Raw genomic sequence first — 17,787 nt, 5'->3', positions numbered from 1 at the left:
CAAGGGCCTTTTTACGGGAGTGACGGCTTCAATAATGTTGATGGATTTCCTGATGGTTGGGATCAGGCATTTTCTCCGCCTGACACCAAAAGAGAAAACCTTGCTGGAAACACAATTCATCAATACGGCAAAGCCACTTCTTGAACTGCCTGAGGTTGCAAAATTGTCGCAGTATGAACATCACAGGGGAAAGACCAGATTAGAGCATGTAAAAGAGGTCGCATACCTGAGCTTTCTCTGGAGCAAACGACTTTCCCTGGACAGTGAAGCGATTGTGCGTGGTGCGCTGTTGCACGACCTTTTCTATTATGACTGGCTGCACGAAGGGCCCAGATTGCACGGTTTCCGGCACCATAACATCGCTCTTAAAAACGCTCGCAAAATAACCATTCTTACTGAAAAAGAAGAGGATATTATCAAAAAACACATGTGGCCGCTTACTGTTATTCCTCCGCGTTATATGGAGTCGCTTGTCGTCTCACTGGTGGATACATTTTGCTCTGCAAGAGATTATTTGAGCGTGAAGCAACAAGACAAACCCGCAAAGGCGACCACCCTTTGCGTTCATTCGGAACCGGGAGACGAAAAAAAATGACGAACCATGCAGAAAGTCACTATTTTACTGGGATTGACATAGGTTCAACAACGGCCAAGGTGGTCGTCCTGGATGAAGAGGGCGGCATGGTGTTTTCCCGCTACTGTCGTCATCAGGGCAAAACCGTGGAAACAATACGGGACATTCTCAAGGAGGCCCTTGAGGAACTTGGCGACGTGGAACTTGATCTGGCGGTTACCGGATCGGCGGGGATGGGTGCGGCCGAATTCTTCGGCCTGCCGTTTGTGCAGGAAGTGGTGGCCTCCGCGCACTACATTGAAAAATTTCTTCCGGGAGTCAGAACTTTTATCGAAATCGGCGGCGAAGACTCCAAAATCATATTTTTCGACGACAATGGTCGTCCCGATATCCGGATGAACGGCAGTTGCGCCGGGGGCACCGGCGCTTTTATTGACCAAATGGCAGTTCTTCTGGATATTGATGTATCGGAACTGAACACGCTGGCCGGAAAATCCACGAATATTTATCCCATTGCATCCCGGTGCGGCGTTTTTGCCAAAACCGATATTCAGGCTCTGCTAAGCCGTCATGTATCCAAAGAAGATGTTGCGGCTTCCATATTTCATTCGGTCGCCCTTCAGGTGATAACCGCCTTGTCCCGTGGACGGGAGATGGAAAGAAAAATACTGATCGGGGGCGGCCCGCTGACGTTTTATCCGAACCTGCGGAAAGCCTTTGCAAATCTGCTCGGCATTGAGCATCCGGATGACCTGGTACTTCCGGATCATCCGGAACTGCTTCCCGCCATGGGAGCGGCCATGGTGCGCAATGGCAAACCATGTCGGGGCCGGATCAGCAATTTTTTATCCATGTCCGAGAGAGGTGTCAGCCGTGCAACCAACAGCGGCACCAAAAGGCTGCCCACCCTGTTTAAGGACAAATGCGAATTTGAGATATGGCAAAAAAGGCATGCGCGGAAGCAGGTTCCCAGGATTGATTTGTCTGAAACAAAGGGAAAAGATCTTTTTTTAGGTGTGGATTCGGGGTCAACCACCACCAAGATCGTCCTTGTCGATGAGAAAGGCAAACTGGTTCTGAGCTATTACGGCCCCAACAACGGCGATCCCATCCAGGCGGTAAAAAAGGGACTGGCTGAATTCAGAAAAAAGTTTGTTTCTGCCGGCTTTGCCCCGCGGATCACCAGAACGGCGGCCACCGGCTATGGTGAAAGTCTCATAAGAACCGCCTTCGGGTTGGACGACGGCCTGGTTGAGACCATGGCGCATTACCGGGCGGCGCGGCGCTTTGAGCCGGATGTATCCTTTATTCTGGATATCGGCGGGCAGGACATGAAGGCGATCTATATTCATGACAACGCCGTGGCTGAAATTCAGATCAATGAGGCCTGTTCATCCGGATGTGGTTCCTTTATTGAGACGTTTGCCCGTTCGCTAGGGTATAGTGTCCAGGAATTCGCAGAGATTGCATGCGATAGCAAATCACCTTTTGATCTGGGAACCCGCTGCACCGTCTTCATGAACTCCAAAGTGAAGCAGGCGCTCCGGGAAGGGGCGACGGTCGCCGATATTTCGGCCGGTTTGGCGTATTCGGTTATTAAAAACGCCCTGTACAAGGTGCTGAAGCTAAAGGACGTCGATGTCCTGGGGAGCAAAATCGTGGTTCAGGGCGGAACTTTTCGAAATCCAGCTGTATTACGCGCATTGGAGATATTGCTGAACAAGGAGGTTATAAGGCCGGATATTTCCGAGCTGATGGGTGCATACGGCGCGGCCCTGACAGCCCTTTCAAATCATCGCGCGAATCTTGTGGAACCTGCTGCTCTACATCAAACACCACTTAAGCGTTCAGAGACGCCAATAGCGTTGCAGGAAGCAAATGGTTTGTTCCTCGAAAAGTTGGCGATGGGAAGTGATTTTTCAAAAAAGGAGATCCGCTGCAAGGGCTGCGAAAACAGGTGCAGGGTTTTGAAGCTGACTTTCAGCAACGGAAACCATTTTTATACAGGGAACCGATGCGAGCGGCGCTTCAGCAACAATCCGGATGCTCAACGCAAAGGAAGGAACCTGATTGATGATCAGATAAGGCTCCTGTTTGAGCGAAACACGGAACCCGAAGGCGAACCGATTTTCACCTACGGTATCCCCCGCTGCCTGAACATGTATGAAAACTTTCCCTTTTGGTGCGCCTTTTTGACCACATGCGGCTTCAGGGTGGTTCTCTCGTCCGAGTCCAATTTCCAATTATATGAAAAGGGTTCCGCCACTGTCATGTCGGAAAACATCTGCTTTCCCGCTAAGCTTGCCCATGGTCACATTTTCGACCTTATCGGAAAAAAGTCGACAGGATATTCTACCCTACCGTGGTCTATGAGCAGGAAGAATACGAAAATGCTTTAAATACTTATAATTGCCCGGTGGTTACCGGATATCCCGATCTATTGAAGAGTGCTGTCAATCCAGAGAAAAAATTCAAAATCCCCCTGGACAATCCATCTGTCAGCTTTAAGGATTTCGGTTTGCTGAAAGATCAGCTTTATCTGTTCTTCAGGCGGTTTGGAATCAATTACCGCACGATATCGGAAGGGGTTGAAAAGGGCGTCAAGGCACAATCGAATTACAAGAAACAACTCAGGTCTATGGCGAAGACGCAGTTAAACAAGGCGAATGCCGAGGGACGGACAACTATTGTTCTTGCCGGCCGTCCCTATCATATTGACCCGCTTATCAACCACGGTCTTCCAAATCTGTTGACGGAACTGGGAGTGGACGTCATCAGTGAAACGGCTGTTCCTGTGAATGCAGATGAGGTCTCACTGGCAGATGTCAATGTCCTGACCCAATGGAGCTATGCGAACAGGTTGTACGCAGCGGCCCAATGGGTAACGAACACAGCCAATGCCCAGATGGTTCAGTTAACCTCTTTTGGCTGTGGACCGGATGCGATTACGACCGACGAAGTAAAAGAGATTTTGCGTTGCGGTGGGAAAATCCATACCTTGATTAAGATGGATGAAATTGCCAACCTGGGTGCCATCAAGATCAGGCTACGCTCCATGCTGGATGCGATAAGAGAAAAGAACGGTAAAACAAGGCCCGCACGGGCCGGCGCACCGAAAACAGACCGGGCGGTTGGGAGCGAAAATAGGCAGAAGATCCTGATCGCCCCTTATTTTTCACCCTTTTATTCACCGCTGATCCCATCTGCTTTCAGGCCCCTGGGTTACCAGGTTGAAGTCCTCCCTCCCCAGGACAAAACTTCGGTTGAATGGGGTCTTAAAACCATCAACAACGACATGTGCTATCCCTCTATCCTGGTCGCCGGCGATATTATCAAGGCCTTCCAATCAGGCCGCTACGATCCTGAAAATACCGCTGTCGTCATGACCCAAACCGGTGGTCAATGCCGAGCGTCCTCATACGTGTCGCTTATCAGAAAAGGACTGGCCGCCACCGGCTTGGATGAAGTTCCGATAATCACCATATCTTCTAATGAGGAAATCAATCCCCAGCCGTGGTTTAATATAGATAAAACGGGGCTGATAAAACGGATAGCCCTGGGAATTATTTTTGCCGATCCCCTGGCCAAGATGTATCTATCCACAATGGTCAGGGAAAAGGTGCCCGGGACATCCAAAAAACTGCATGAAAAATACCTCTCCGAAATGGAGAGAGGCATCGAGAATGTAGATTATTATTATCTTCTCAATCTTCTGAAAAAAGCCGTGGCGGACTTCAACCGGATTGAGACAAACGACGGGCCTGTCCCAAGAATCGGGATCGTTGGAGAGATCTTCGTTAAATATAACTTCTTCTCCAACGGAAACATCATCGACTGGCTGTCCGGACAAGGGGTGGAAGTGATCCTTCCTCCAATACAGAGTTTTTTCGCCCAGCGCTTTATCAATGAAACCTACGACCAAAAGGCCTTTTTTAAACGTTCTTTGGTAGATCGTATCAAGTACAGGCTGCTGGAGATATACTCAAATTACCATGTCGGCCAAATCGAGCGGATTATGCAGGGATTTCGTTTTTACAGAAAGGCTCATGACTTAAGAAAACTGGCGGCGATAACCGACGAGGTTGTCAGCCTGGCCAACCAGTTTGGCGAAGGATGGCTTCTTACGGCTGAAATGATCGCCATGCTCAATGAAGGTGTCGGCAACATCGTCTGTCTCCAGCCCTTCGGCTGCATTGCCAATCACATTACCGGAAAGGGGATGGAGAATAAACTCAGGGAGATGTTCCCTCATTTGAATCTGCTTTCTCTCGACATGGATGCGGGGGCAAGCGAGGTCAATTTGCTGAACCGCCTCCACTTCATGGTAACAGCGGCACGGGAACAGGTGGCCCGCGAGGAGGGAACGTTGGTCGGGCCGGAAACAGTTCAGCGCTTTACCACTCCCACTGTATGGGCGCAAGAACTGTATATGTTCAACAATTACGCATCACTGGAGGTTGAAAAATGGAGGGCCTGGGTGTCCGGTCTGGGACTTTGGGAAAAAGTGCGGAAAATCAAACGAAGAATCAGCTTGTAACCATCAACATCATTAAATTTTAGGAGGTACAAATCATGTCGGAGAATCAAGTGAAGGACCGTATCGTTGAAGAAGTAAAGATTGCTAAGGAGACGGGAAAGATTACCGCGAATAAGATTCATGAAATCGTCAGAAAGGCTGTGGCCGATGCCGTGTCGGAAGCCAAAGGTGGCGCTGAAGAAATCCGGCCCATCGTGGCCGATGCCCTGTCCGCCGCCGTGGAAGGACTAAGGGCTGCCGACACAGATGTCGCGGAGAATATCAAGGCTGCTCTGGAAGGAGCTGTAGATGGTGTTCGTGTCCATAAGGATCAGGCTATCGATGTTGTCAGAAAAAAGATACGTGAACTTGAAGCGAAACTTGAAACGGAAAAAGCCGAACTGGCACAATCTGTCAAAGATGCCCTCCAGGGAACAAAAGACGCTGGCGAAACATTTTCAGAAGAGATCCGAACTCAGATCGAATCGGTTGCGACCGACATCAAACTGAATAGTACGGAAATATTAGGTTTGACCAGGGAGACGGTCAAGGAGGCGGTCAAACAGGCCATCGAAACCGGCGAGAATGTGAGAGAGACCGTGACTCAGATTGCCAAGGATGCCACGGAAAGGGCATTTAAAGAGAGCCGGTTCACCGCTGACCGGGTGAAGAAAATTGCCGAAAAGGTCATGTCCGGCGCAGTGGAGGCCGCGGAGGAAGTGGGTCAAGAGGTCAAGGATGTTGCCCATGGTGCCTTTGAAGGGGCCCAAAAGGGAATCGCGTCAACGGTAGAGTCTATTGGAGACAAAACTAAGGAATTTGTCCACGATGATCTTGCCCGGACAAAGGAAGACCTTGAAGCAATCGAGGAGCTTTTCCTGGAGTCTGCCGGCAGGGTGGCAAAACGCTCCGGAGAAACAGCAAAGACAGTATTGGTCGATCTGGTGGAACAAACTGAAAGAACGACTTCCGTGCTAAGAGAAAAAGCGGCCACGCAGCGGAAAAAGTCGCCGGAAGGCTGAAAAAAACCGGAAAAGAAGCCGTCCAAACGAGCGTGAACAGCGCCGGCAAACTAGCCCGCGCCATGGCCGAAGAGGCGATAGCGCTTGGAAAAAGATCCGTGGACGTTGCAAAGGGGGCCATCTCGGGAATGTGGAAGGGGGCAAAAGACGCTCTTCAAAAAGAAAAGGACAACCAGTAGCGACTCAACCCAGCATTTTCATGGCAAGAAAAAGCGATTGAGGATCAAGGACTTATAGTGACAGATGAAACTGTGAAACGAACTGCATTCAAATATTTGGTACTGCTGATGCTGCCAATGAGCATTGCACTTGTTTTTGGGGATAGACCGTGTGAAGCTACGGAAAATTCACGGACATTCAGCTTTTATTTTGAAAACGATCTGTTTGCGGATACCGACCAGGGCTACACCAACGGTGTAAAGCTGTCCTGGATTTCACATGATTTGACAGGTTATGCAGAGAGTGGCAGGCTGCCGAAGTGGAGTTTGCCGATCATCCGTCGGCTGCCTTTCATTAATGAGCCGGGGCTGCAACGCAATGTAGTCCTCTCCATCGGGCAGAACATGTACACACCTGAGGATATTGAGGCTGAAGAACTGCTTGAAGATGACCGCCCATATGCGGGATGGACCTACTTCGGCATCGGCCTTCACAGTAAAAATGAGCGCCGTCTGGATTTGATGGAGATCCAGCTCGGCATGACAGGTCCCGCATCTTTCGCCGAACAGACGCAAAAACGGGTTCATGAATGGAGAGGTTGTCAACGCCCGAACGGCTGGGACAATCAAATCAAGAACGAACCCGGACTTGCCGTCATATACGAACGAAAATGGCGGTTTCTGTATGATTGGAATGTCGGGAAACTTGGTTTTGATGTCATTCCTCATATAGGCGGCGCACTGGGCAATGTTTACACCTATGCCAATGCCGGAATGGAAGCCCGGCTGGGATGGAATATCCCCAGGGATTTCGGGACGTCTCTAATCCGACCGGCCGGCGATTCCAATGCCCCTATGAATACACGGGACCCACGCGTCTCCAGTGGTCCAAGATTCGGTCTGTATGTGTTTGCCGCGGCTGACGGGCGTGCCGTGCTGCATGACATCTTTCTGGACGGAAACACCTTTACCGACAGCCACAGCGTTGATAAAAAAATTTTGTGGCTGATATTGGAGCAGGCGTCGGATTGATCATTTATCGCTTCAAGCTTTGCTACACCCATGTTTTGCGGACAAAGGAGTTCGAAGGACAAGAAGATGACCAGGTTTTCGGTTCCATCACCCTTTCCTTTACATACTGAGTTTTGATTTTCTCAAATCGGTCGTAGCAAGGAGGGCAGAAATTTGACATTTTTCAAGATCGGAGATATCGGGCGCACCTACCGCCACATGCAGCGTTATCGCCAAATTCTTGCCGTGCTTTTTAAATATGGTTTTGGAGACCTGATTGACGCGCTTAAGATCGAACAGTACCTGGAAATTGGGTTACAGATGATCTCCCGTAAACGCCGGGAGAAAATCGGGACGCTTTCCCGCGCTGTTCGGGTAAGGATGGTACTGGAAGAACTGGGTCCCACTTTCCTCAAGCTGGGCCAGATTCTTTCCACCCGGCCCGACCTGTTGCCGGTTGAGTTTATGCAAGAGCTTACCAAGCTTCAGGATGAAGTGCCGCCGTTTCCATTCCCGGAGGTGGAAGCAGTTGTCAAAGAGGAACTCCAAAAACCGATTGATCAGCTTTTTTCCAGTTTTGATGAAAAACCTCTTGCCGCCGCCTCTATCGGTCAGGTTCACCAAGCGAGAATGCCTGATGGAAAAAATGTGGTCGTCAAGATTCAGAGGCCAGGCATCCAGCGTACTATCGAAGTAGACCTGGAGATCATGACGCACCTGGCGGGCTTGATGGAGCATCACCTGGAAGGATGGGATATACAGCGCCCAACCAGGGTAGTGGAAGAATTTGCCCATACGCTGGAGAAGGAATTGGACTATACTCTGGAAGCGGCGCACACGGAGCGGTTTGCCAGACAGTTTGAGGATGAGCCGGCGGTTTATGTGCCGCAGGTCTATCGCGAAGTAACCACATCACGGGTTCTGACTATGGAACATATAAGTGGTATTAAGGCTTCCGATATTGACCGGTTGGAAAAGAGGGGCTTGACCGAAGCGAAATTGCCCGACAAGGCCTCATCCTGATCATGAAGCAGATCTTTGTTCATGGTTTTTTTCATGCCGATCCCCATCCGGGCAACATCTTTGTCCTTCCGGACAATGTCCTCTGCTATATAGACTTCGGCATGATGGGACGACTGGATCTGGAAACGCGGGAACGTTTCGCCGATCTGATCATGAGTATCGTTCATCGGGATGAGCGAGAGGCAGCAAAAGCTCTGCTACGGCTCACGCTTTCGGAAGAAGAACCGGATTATCCTGCCCTTCAAAGAGATACGGCCGGATTTATGGATAAGCATTGCTACCGTCCACTAAAGGATGTGGAACTGGGACCGCTGTTACACCAGTTTATGGAGATGGCGAAAAAACATCGTCTGGGTATTCCGTCCGATCTGTTCTTAATGATCAAGGCCCTGAGTACGGTGGAAGGGCTCGGCCGGGCACTCGATCCGGATTTGGATGTTATTGAACAGGCCGCTCCATTCATGAAACGCATTCAGTTAAACCGTATCCACCCCCGACGAATCGGAAAAGACATGGTCGATTCCGGGACCGATCTTTTCCACCTTTTAAAGGATATACCGGGAGAGGTTCGAACAATTCTCAAATTGGCCAGACAGGGCAAGGTCAAAATGGAGTTTGAACATCGTGGACTGGAACCGATGATCGCCGCCAATGACCGGATCAGCAACCGGCTTTCCTTTGCCGTTGTCCTGGCATCCCTGGTGATCGGCTCGGGCCTTATTGTTCTTTCGGGAGTTCCACCAAAATGGAATGAAATCCCCGTTATCGGCCTGATCGGCTTCATGGTTGCAGGCGCCATGGGCTTCTGGTTGCTGATATCGATCATGAGAAGCGGGAGGATGTAGAGGATGTAAAATCATCTTGAAGCCCAAATAAGCTGGTGGCGTCAACGAAGATAACAACTGAGTTTTTTGGAATAAGTTTCAGGACGTTAATATATGAAAAGAATAGCCTGAACCTTCTTTAGTGAAAAGAATGTCACGGTGCCCCGATCAATTATAGTCGTCTTTAACCGATGTTAAAGGATTATAGGGTGGAGATGGATGCACTCAATATTCATATTGGACAACAAAAAAGGTCCTCCTTGCCTGTGTGTATACCGTGCGGACAAGTCCATTCTGGTCCTGTGCAAGCTGGAGGGACGAGACCACAAAATGGTCTTCAACCTCATTCCCCCCACCCACAGGAAACGACCTATTCTTTGATAACCCATTAATATTGAAAGCTTTCAGTTAATTGTGAGTGAAAGAGAACGGTTCTGAATAGGCTTACACGCGGGAATGGAGATCTGATTGTGCGGTTGATTTTGAGGACCTGAATTACGATATCACCGCATTTGATGCAAACGGGAATCGAACCCATGTCCATTCTCTGTTTGGAGAAAATGTGGAGAAAAACATTTCCCGCGTAGGGATGCGGAGAACGTGATTCGGAGGCTCTCAACGCATTGTAAATAAAGGGCTTTTGGTGTGTTGGCACTGGGGGGACTGGATTTCCGGAAGGCGGCGAGCCCTCCACCAAATTTTTCTAAAATTATCTAATTCCAATTTATATATTTTCCGTCAACACTCCTTCCTTTGAGATTTTTTATTTTATAACATTCCCCTGGTCTCCAACGGTTTTTCATTTCTTTAGAACCTTTTAAAAATTATTTAACTTAAGATATTCCTTTCTCATTTTTGCCAAAAAGACTCTTCCCATATGTCAGAAAATAGGTTATTGCTATTTTGTGTATCTAGTCTAGTAGTATAGTTGTAAAAATAAGTTTACAGGGCAAACTTAAAGTTTTTATTGAGCAAGAATTTTTCAAAATGAAAGAATATCGCAAAGAATGGCTAAAATTATCAATTATAATAATTTCTATTTTAATGATAGGTACTCTTGGATATTATTTTTTAGAAGATGGGTGGTCACTGCTGGATGCCTTTTACATGGTAATAATAAGTGTTACCACTGTTGGGTATGGAGAAATACACGAGCTTTCTCCTGCAGGGCGTGTCTTTACCATTTTTTTAATTTTATCTGGACTTGGGGTTGCTGCCACTACAATGACAAAGGTAGCCAAGTTTTTGTTGGAAGGAGAAATAAAAGGAGCATTTAGGAGGAAAAGAGTGTCAAAAAAGATTAGCAAATTATAAAATCACTACATTGTTTGTGGACACGGACGCTCTGGCTCTACTATTTGTATAAAGTTATACGAGTTGAACATCCCCTTTGTGGTCATTGACAATAGAGAAGAGGCATTACAAATTGCTGAGGAAAGAGGATTTTTAACAGTACCTGGGAATGCAGGGAGTGATGTGACTTTGCTTGCTGCTGGCATTGAACGGGCTAAGGGATTGGTAACCTGCTGCTCAGATGACGGGACAAATTTACTCATAGCCCTGGCAGCCAGAGAACTCAATCCCAACATATATAATTTCTCTAGGAACTTTTCCCACTAATGAATCCAGGATGATTAGAGCAGGTGCTGATGAAGTGGTTTATCCTATACGTTTAGGCAGTGAGCAAGTGGCCAAATTTATAGGAAAACAATATGGTATTGATTTAGAAGACTCTACAAACTTAGCTCCTCCCAATTTATTGGGATACAACTTAAAACTAGTAAAGTATTTTGATTCAAAAAATGCTCAACTAAAAAATATTATAGATAGATATAATGCCATTAGTGTAGTTGCTTTAAAACGTAAATCTGGAATTACTATTGAAAATCCTAGTTTAGACACCCTGGTTGAAAGAGATGATTCCGTAATTTTGCTGGTAAAAGAAGATAAAAAAGCTATTACTTCACCTACAAGTTTCGAAAAAATAGTCTGGTCAGATGACTATTCCGTTGGTATCCAGTCCATTGACGAGGAGCACAGAGGTCTTATATTGCTTATCAATAGATTTGGAGATGCTCTTTTTGTCTCTAAGAGTAAAAAAGAAGTGGCTAAGGCCTTTGAGCAATTACTTGATTATACAGTAAATCATTTTAGAAACGAAGAAGAGTTAATGGAAAAATACAATTACCCTGAGATAAAGCAGCATATTCAGGATCATCATAGATTAACCCAGGAGGTGTTAGAACTAAACAAAGACAAACAGTATGTATTTTCTGATAATATCATTGAATTTTTAAAATCCTGGTTAATCAATCATATTCTGGAAGTGGATAGACGTCTTGGTGAATTTTTGGTAAAAAAGGGAATACATGAAAGGTAAAATATAATGAATTTTAAGGAACAATTAACTTTTAAAAGGTTTCAAACAATTTAAATCTAAAAAATGTTAGTTTTAGTTAGTTATTTTGGTCTTTAGTATATTTACAAAAAACTTTATTATCTAGTTTATATCATACTTACTTAAAGCTTCATTTAAAATTGAGTTAAATAAGAAAATTTAGAATGTATTTTAAAGAAGTAATAAATATAGTTAAAATTAAAATTATTTTAATGAATTTAGCAGGAATATATTTTTGGCATCTTGCCCCAAGATAAATACCAGCCATACCACCTAATCCAAAGAGTAGACCCAATCGCCAATCTGGAGCTACGGAAAGATGGGGATAAAAAGGAGCCAGTAGTTGATAGAAAATAACCCCAGCAATGGAAGTAACAAAGGTGCCCATCAAAGCTGCTCCAGCTATGGTGTAAACTGGAAGTTCAAAAAAAGTAACTAAAAAGGGAGCAATAATTGCCCCTCCACCTATTCCATAAATACCTCCAATAATTCCCACCACAAAGGTCAGAGTAAAGATTCCCCAAAAGGAAACCTCAAATTCTTCTCCATAAAAGGAATAGGCAAGTTTTTTCCAGTTAAAAGCAATAACTTTGGTTCCGGGCAGGTTTTTACGTTGCGATTTTTCCTTAAGGGACCTTACCAGATTTTCAAATTTCTTCTCACTGGTGGACAATTTTTGTTTATTTAATTCCTTTACCATTTTTAAGCCAATGTAGGCCAGGACCAAGCCAGCAAAGAATTTAAAATTGCGGGGATCCGGAAGGTAAATAACTCGAATGATTGCTCCTAGAAAAACTCCTGGAAGAGTGCCTAAGATAACCAGGAGAGTTAAGGGCCAGACCATACGTCCTTCTTTCCAATAGCGATAGACTCCACTGGGGATGGCAACAATATTAAAGACCTGGTTGGTGGCACTTACCGAAGGAGAAGTATAACCCAGGATAGACATTTGAAAGGGCAGAAGTAAAAAGGCTCCAGAAACTCCTCCCATGGAAGTAAAAAAGGAAATGCCAAAGGCCACCAGAGGAGGAATGTACCAGCTAATTTCTAAGTTGGCAGTGGGAAAGTACATTGTTTGCTCCTGTGATTTAGATGCTAAAAATAGTTAGCGAAAAGAGATAAGAGGAGCAAGACATTCTTTTTTTGAAATGACTTTGAATAAATTTTAATAAAAGTTTAAGAAGTGGACTTCCAAATTGTCGCCCTCCTGGTATGGACCAAAAAATAGTTTTTTGGGAATACCTGTTACTTTTACAAAATAAGAATCTTTATCTTGCAAAGGATTTTTAACTGCCCAAGCTGTAAATTCTTCTTCCTTAAAATTTACTTTAAGACCTTTAAGGGGATAGTTTAAGATACATTTTGCAGGTAGTTTGCCTTTTTCTCCAACTCCGTGAGCGCTTATTTCTGCTTTACTTACTCCCAAAATAGCTCCTTCCCAATTCTTGTTTTTCCCTGGCCCCACTTCAAACCAGATCCCAAGCCCTGGGTAGGCAATAACATTTAACGAATATTCCAGGTTGTACTCTGTAGGGACAGGTAGATTGGACTTAGCCACCAGTTTAGCTCCCAAGTGAGGGTGGTTTAAGGGTAAGAGAGTGCTTCCTTTTAACGGAGTGGGTAAATGATCTAAGGTTAGAGATTCATCTAGAGTTAGCCAGAGAATGGGGAAATTGATGGATTTTATATTTTGTAAATAAATAGCAAGCAAAGAAAGTCCATAACTAATAGAAGGGGTTAAATTTTCCTGGTTAGCAATGATTATCCAGAGTTTGGTTTCGTCTGCTTTTAGTTCTTTTAAGGGAGCAAGTCAGGCCATTTTTTCTAATTCATCTGTCCAAAAGTGACCTTGGGCTTCAAGTCCATATTGTTTACTGAGTTTAAGTAAGGGACCTACAATATTTTTTTCTTTAATTAAGGATGTTATCCAAATACTCATAAATTACCTCTTTAGCCTAGGGTTAAAACTGTAACTTGACTGGGAACAATACAACTTCCCATGCAATTGGGAAGCATTCCTAAAGAATTTTGTCCAGTAATACTGGTAAGTCTTTGAGCAGGGGCTCCACCTACCAATATGGTAGTACAGCCAACAATATATTCTGTTTGTCCGTCTATTAGATGGGAAACCACTCCACCAGCAGTACCTGCTTCGTCTCCAAAACTTAAAACCCCTTTTGAAAGCAGATTAATCGTAGGCATGCAATCCACTAAAACATTGGGAACTACTGGTTCGCTTAATATACTCATATTCAAATTGGGATAGGGAAGTGGTGCTCCTGCTGCTTCTGGGGTAATACATACATCGGGAAAACCAAAATTCATTCCTGGTCCTGTAGTTAACATAAACATAGTTTACTCCTTTTTTAACCTAAATGTACTTGTTCTCCATTTATGGTAATAATTTCTTCAGACATATGAGTTGCATTTTTTGAGTGCATAATAAGTGTCTCTTCTACCAAGTATCTAGATGAATTTGACTGTACTTCATTATGTTCTTTTACAAATTTAAAGGAGTTTATAAGTTTTTGGGTTAATCTTTCAATTACTTGTTCTACAGAAATGCATACCATTTTTATTTTTTTTAGGCTTGCTTTAATTTTTTTACCAGTAAATGCGAGACTTTGAATATTTATATCTCCTTTATGAGAAGAAATAAAAAAAATATTTAAAGCCAGGGTCAAATTGTTCTGACTTGCTAGGGATATATCGTTTTTAGCAATTAAATTTATTTTGCCGGATCTAGATTCAATATTTACATTGCCTTGAAAATTTAGATTTATGTCTTTGTTTTCTTTTGCTCTATCTAATACAGACAAGATAAAACTTTCTCCTTGACTATCTATAGATATTAATACTTTATCTCCTATTTCTGGTTTGATTAAGCAACTTATAGATTTCTTAGTTTGTATTTCTCCATTATTAGTTTTTACAATCCATTGTTGGTTTTTAAACGCAACAATATTTCCATATTCTAGCCATGGCTGGTCAAGGTCTAGTTTTTTAGCAATGTTTTTCATAGAATTCTCCTCTAAATAATATTGGGTTGCCAATTTTCTGCCTCTTCTAAATCTTTGTCTATTTTTTGTAATATTTTTTTTGTTTGTTCCATCCCAAATAGTGTGTTCTTCAATTGTTTTATATAGATTGGCCATAAATAAATTTGCTTGAGTAAAGTCAGCACCAGTTAAATTGGCAAAAGAAAAGTCAGAGTAAGAGCAGTCTGCATACTTAAATATGGTTGTTATACATGAAGATTTGGAGAAAACACAATTTTTTAAATTAGAATTAGTGAAATTGGCTTCTCTCAAGTTAGCTTTTCCAAAAAATGATTTAGCAAAGGATGAGTTAGTTATGTTTGCTTTTTTTAGATTAGCCTCCATAAACATAGTATTTTCGCCTATTACTTCCTTTAAATTTGCCTCTTCTAAATTAGTTTTGTAAAAGTAGGAAAAGGATATCTCTGCTCTATTGAAGTTTGCTTTTTTTAAATTTGATTCGCTAGCATTTACTTGAATAAATTTAACATTGCTAAAATCATATTCTTCGAGATCACATTTATTAAAAAGTATCTTTAAAAAGTTAACTCCTTTAAAAATAGTATTTTTTAATTTTGCATCGTTGAAAGTGACTTTAGTGAGTTTTGCATTATTAAAGTTAGCTGCTGTTAAATTAGTTTTGTTTAAAATTATTTTTTCTAAAATTGAATTTTCAAAACATGCCTTTTCAAAATTTGATTGAGAAAATGAGGACCAAGAAAGAACTGCATTTGAAAAATTGGCCAGAGAAAAATTAATTTCATTCATTACGCACATATGAAATTTGACATTTTTTAAACTCGTTTCTTTGAAAATAAGGTTGGATAAAATGACTCTGTTAAGCTCAATTTCATCCAAGCATGCACCCGTAAAATCACAGTTTTTAAACCCTGTTTTTTGAATGTTTGCTCTTTTTAAGTTTGCCCCTTTAAAAGATACGTTTTCAAATCTCCCTCCTGTTAAATCTGTATGGGATAGATCAATGTTAGTAAGGTTAACATTGGAAATAGTGTCGTTATTCTTTATTGCTTTTAAGATTTCTTCTTTAGTCACTTAACTCTCCATCTTGCAATAAATCAATTCTACCTTCTAGAAAAGTTTTCTTTATGTTAGCTCTGCTTATCTTAGTATTTCCCATGATTGCCTTATAAAAATCAACTGCAAATAGGTTTGAATCCCTTAAATCTGTATTAACTAATCTTGTTTTTCTAAGAGAACCTTGAAAAAGATTTATTCCTCTTAAATTAGCTTTTTCAAGGTCACACTTTATAAATCTACTGTTTTTAGCTGGAACATAAAAGAAATTGCTTTCTTTTAACTTACAATCTTCAAATATGGTTGATTCAATAGTACTTCCTTGAAAATTGGCACTATTTAGCTTGGTTTCTCTAAAGCATCCATTTATAATAATTGAATTAGTAAAATTAGAATTTTTAAAGTCAGCATCTTTTGCAGTACGCATGTTTACTAGTTTAGAGTCTATAAATAGAATATTTTTTGCTTTTGATTTTATAAAAATAGTATTGTCTAAAGAAATATTAGAAAAGTTTGTATTATCTAGAGTATTATCTTGAAATATACATTTTGAAATTTTACTTTCCAAGAAAATTGCATTGTTGACATTACTTTTTGATATGGAATTCATACTCAATTTTGCTTGATGAAAATTAATATCTTTTAATTTTGCCTTTTGTAAGGAAGACATTTTGATATTGGCACTTGCGAAATTTGATTTTATAAAATTTGTTTCTAAGATGATAGACATATATATGGTACATTTTTTTAAGCTAGTATTTTCAAAATTTGTATATTTTAAAATGCTTTTTTTAATTTTTGAGCCCTCTAGGTTGGCTCTAGAAAAGATAGCTTTGTCTACAATTGTTTTGTTAAACGTGACCTTTGTTAGATTGCAATTAGTAAAATTAGTATTTGAACATATAGCTTCTGTGAAATCCGCTCCTTCAAGGTTAAGACCTGATAAGTCTAGGCCAGCTAACATGGTTTGACTAAGGTTTTTATCTTTTTGGTATTTTTCAATAACTTGCTCTCTGGTAAGAGGTTCTAATCTATCTGGGTTTAGTCCTTGAGTCTTTAATTTGTCTTTAAACTCTTCAATGGTTTTACCTGATTTTAAGTTGGCTATTTTTTCTTTTGCTTTAGTTAGCTTGTCTACTTCTGTAGCATATCGTTTAGCAGCATTTTCTCCCATTAGACTTGCTTGTTTTGCACTTGTATTCAGTTTAGCTTCTATTTCTGGAGTAAGCTTATTGTGACTTCTTAATTGTTCTTTTTGTTCTTTTATGATTTTAGCGAGTTCTTTTCCTTGTTGAGCTAAGTCTTTAGGTTCAGGAACTTTAGAGTTTAATGCCTTTTCTGGTTCTAGACCCATTTTTTTTAATTTTGGTTCCAAATCTTTTTTTATTTTTGTAATCTCTTGTTCCAATTTTGTTTTCTTAGATGCTAAATCGTTTATCTTAGGTTGATGAAAGGCCTTTAATTCAGTTTGAAAATTTTTTATAATTCCTTTTATATCTAAAGTGGGTAAGCTAAAATCTTTTAAGAGAGAATCTTTTGATAGTTTTCCTGGTTTCGGAAGATTGATATTTATATTGTGTTTCTTAACAAAGTCTTCTGGCATAACCTCCATTACCCAAGTTCTAATGTCTATATTATTTTTGGGTAGTTCAAATAAATTATTTCCAATAGTAAATGGTAATGTTTTTATGTTTGGATATTTATCCCTCCAGACCTGTAATTTGTGCTCAGAATAATTTTTAGGTACAGCGATAATAAGTAACATGGCATCATCAATGGCTTTTTTTATAGTGTCATCTAGTTTATCTATCTCCTCAATATCTTTTAATGCCAAAATAGTGCATGCATCTCCTACTTCTTGTTCTAAAAGATAGGCTGCAAGTTCGTCTTCAATAATAATTACTGGTACTTTTTCTTTTTCAACAGCAGGTAAAAAAATAGGACTGAATTGAGAACCTGGCATCAAAAATTCATCATAAGAAGAGGCCCAATCAGAGCTTCTTACTTTAAAGCCAATTAACTTTTCTTCTTGAAAGTAGGGGATTACCAATCCTTTGGGAATAATAATCTCTTTTTTGTTTTTTATGTTCCAGTTGCTTAGATTTTCTTTTCTTTCTTCTTGGTTTAATCCCAACCAGACCTTTTCAATAGTTTCTTTTTCAAAGCCCATTGAGATTAAAATCTTTTT

At 42.0% G+C, this 17,787-nt stretch carries 11 protein-coding genes and 3 pseudogenes; 8 read left to right on the top strand and 6 right to left on the bottom strand.

All coding sequences use genetic code 11. From position 1 onward, the window contains the following. Nucleotides 1-34 precede the first annotated feature (34 nt). The 8 genes and pseudogenes from ACZ42F_RS06480 (at nucleotide 35) to ACZ42F_RS06445 (ending at nucleotide 11,508) form a co-directional block, all read left to right on the top strand. Complete coding sequence (locus ACZ42F_RS06480) at nucleotides 35-595, top strand: HD domain-containing protein (RefSeq protein WP_464280219.1); 561 nt, start codon at nucleotides 35-37, stop codon at nucleotides 593-595. Continuing rightward, nucleotides 592-5,111 (top strand): annotated as a pseudogene (locus tag ACZ42F_RS06475) (acyl-CoA dehydratase activase). Before ACZ42F_RS06480 ends, ACZ42F_RS06475 begins: the two are co-directional and overlap by 4 nt. A 35-nt stretch (nucleotides 5,112-5,146) precedes the next feature. Beyond that, entirely contained in the window at nucleotides 5,147-6,112 is a 966-nt protein-coding gene (locus ACZ42F_RS06470; protein ID WP_464280174.1) for a DUF6781 family protein, read from the top strand. 287 nt (nucleotides 6,113-6,399) lie between these two features. Beyond that, nucleotides 6,400-7,412: pseudogene (locus tag ACZ42F_RS06465) on the top strand (lipid A deacylase LpxR family protein). A gap of 88 nt (nucleotides 7,413-7,500) precedes the next feature. Next, nucleotides 7,501-9,149 (top strand): annotated as a pseudogene (locus tag ACZ42F_RS06460) (ABC1 kinase family protein). Nucleotides 9,150-10,115: 966 nt separating this feature from the next. Then, the gene (locus ACZ42F_RS06455; RefSeq protein ID WP_464280173.1) at nucleotides 10,116-10,442 is read left to right on the top strand and encodes a potassium channel family protein; all 327 of its coding nucleotides are present in this window, start codon (nucleotides 10,116-10,118) and stop codon (nucleotides 10,440-10,442) included. A 9-nt stretch (nucleotides 10,443-10,451) separates the two neighbouring features. Further along, nucleotides 10,452-10,748, top strand: a complete 297-nt coding sequence (locus tag ACZ42F_RS06450; RefSeq protein ID WP_464280218.1) for a potassium channel family protein — start codon at nucleotides 10,452-10,454, stop codon at nucleotides 10,746-10,748. Between the two features lie 10 nt (nucleotides 10,749-10,758). Continuing rightward, a complete protein-coding gene (locus tag ACZ42F_RS06445) occupies nucleotides 10,759-11,508 on the top strand; it encodes a bacteriohemerythrin (protein ID WP_464280172.1) in 750 nt (249 codons plus the stop codon). Between the two features lie 163 nt (nucleotides 11,509-11,671). On the opposite strand, the gene ACZ42F_RS06440 is transcribed toward ACZ42F_RS06445, so the two are convergent. From ACZ42F_RS06440 to ACZ42F_RS06415, 6 genes are all read right to left on the bottom strand, one after another. Further along, nucleotides 11,672-12,598 carry a sulfite exporter TauE/SafE family protein gene (locus ACZ42F_RS06440; RefSeq protein WP_464280171.1) on the bottom strand — a complete coding sequence of 309 codons (927 nt, stop codon included), beginning with the start codon at nucleotides 12,596-12,598 and terminating at the stop codon, nucleotides 11,672-11,674. A gap of 93 nt (nucleotides 12,599-12,691) precedes the next feature. Further along, the gene (locus tag ACZ42F_RS06435; protein WP_464280170.1) at nucleotides 12,692-13,237 is read right to left on the bottom strand and encodes a hypothetical protein; all 546 of its coding nucleotides are present in this window, start codon (nucleotides 13,235-13,237) and stop codon (nucleotides 12,692-12,694) included. A gap of 99 nt (nucleotides 13,238-13,336) precedes the next feature. After that, the gene (locus tag ACZ42F_RS06430; RefSeq protein WP_464280169.1) at nucleotides 13,337-13,465 is read right to left on the bottom strand and encodes a hypothetical protein; all 129 of its coding nucleotides are present in this window, start codon (nucleotides 13,463-13,465) and stop codon (nucleotides 13,337-13,339) included. Nucleotides 13,466-13,476: 11 nt separating this feature from the next. After that, nucleotides 13,477-13,878: a DUF4150 domain-containing protein gene (locus tag ACZ42F_RS06425; protein WP_464280168.1), complete on the bottom strand. Its 402-nt coding sequence runs from the start codon at nucleotides 13,876-13,878 to the stop codon at nucleotides 13,477-13,479. A 14-nt stretch (nucleotides 13,879-13,892) separates the two neighbouring features. Beyond that, nucleotides 13,893-15,617 (bottom strand): DUF3540 domain-containing protein, encoded by a 1,725-nt coding sequence (locus ACZ42F_RS06420; RefSeq protein WP_464280167.1) that lies wholly within the window; start codon nucleotides 15,615-15,617, stop codon nucleotides 13,893-13,895. Beyond that, nucleotides 15,610-17,769 (bottom strand): pentapeptide repeat-containing protein, encoded by a 2,160-nt coding sequence (locus tag ACZ42F_RS06415; protein ID WP_464280166.1) that lies wholly within the window; start codon nucleotides 17,767-17,769, stop codon nucleotides 15,610-15,612. Before ACZ42F_RS06415 ends, ACZ42F_RS06420 begins: the two co-directional genes overlap by 8 nt. Between the last annotated feature and the right edge of the window lie 18 nt (nucleotides 17,770-17,787).

The organism is Desulfonauticus autotrophicus (assembly GCF_055381725.1).
The sequence above is the reverse complement of the archived record's forward strand: the minus strand, read 5'-3'. Positions and strand labels throughout refer to the sequence as shown.

Coding starts and splice junctions, on each gene's coding strand:
- ACZ42F_RS06415 (WP_464280166.1), bottom strand. CDS start 17,769: ATGGGCTTTGAAAAAGAAACTATTGAAAAGGTCTGGTTGGGATTAAAC.
- ACZ42F_RS06480 (WP_464280219.1), top strand. CDS start 35: ATGTTGATGGATTTCCTGATGGTTGGGATCAGGCATTTTCTCCGCCTG.
- ACZ42F_RS06430 (WP_464280169.1), bottom strand. CDS start 13,465: ATGAGTATTTGGATAACATCCTTAATTAAAGAAAAAAATATTGTAGGT.
- ACZ42F_RS06445 (WP_464280172.1), top strand. CDS start 10,759: ATGATTAGAGCAGGTGCTGATGAAGTGGTTTATCCTATACGTTTAGGC.
- ACZ42F_RS06425 (WP_464280168.1), bottom strand. CDS start 13,878: ATGTTTATGTTAACTACAGGACCAGGAATGAATTTTGGTTTTCCCGAT.
- ACZ42F_RS06470 (WP_464280174.1), top strand. CDS start 5,147: ATGTCGGAGAATCAAGTGAAGGACCGTATCGTTGAAGAAGTAAAGATT.
- ACZ42F_RS06440 (WP_464280171.1), bottom strand. CDS start 12,598: ATGTACTTTCCCACTGCCAACTTAGAAATTAGCTGGTACATTCCTCCT.
- ACZ42F_RS06455 (WP_464280173.1), top strand. CDS start 10,116: ATGAAAGAATATCGCAAAGAATGGCTAAAATTATCAATTATAATAATT.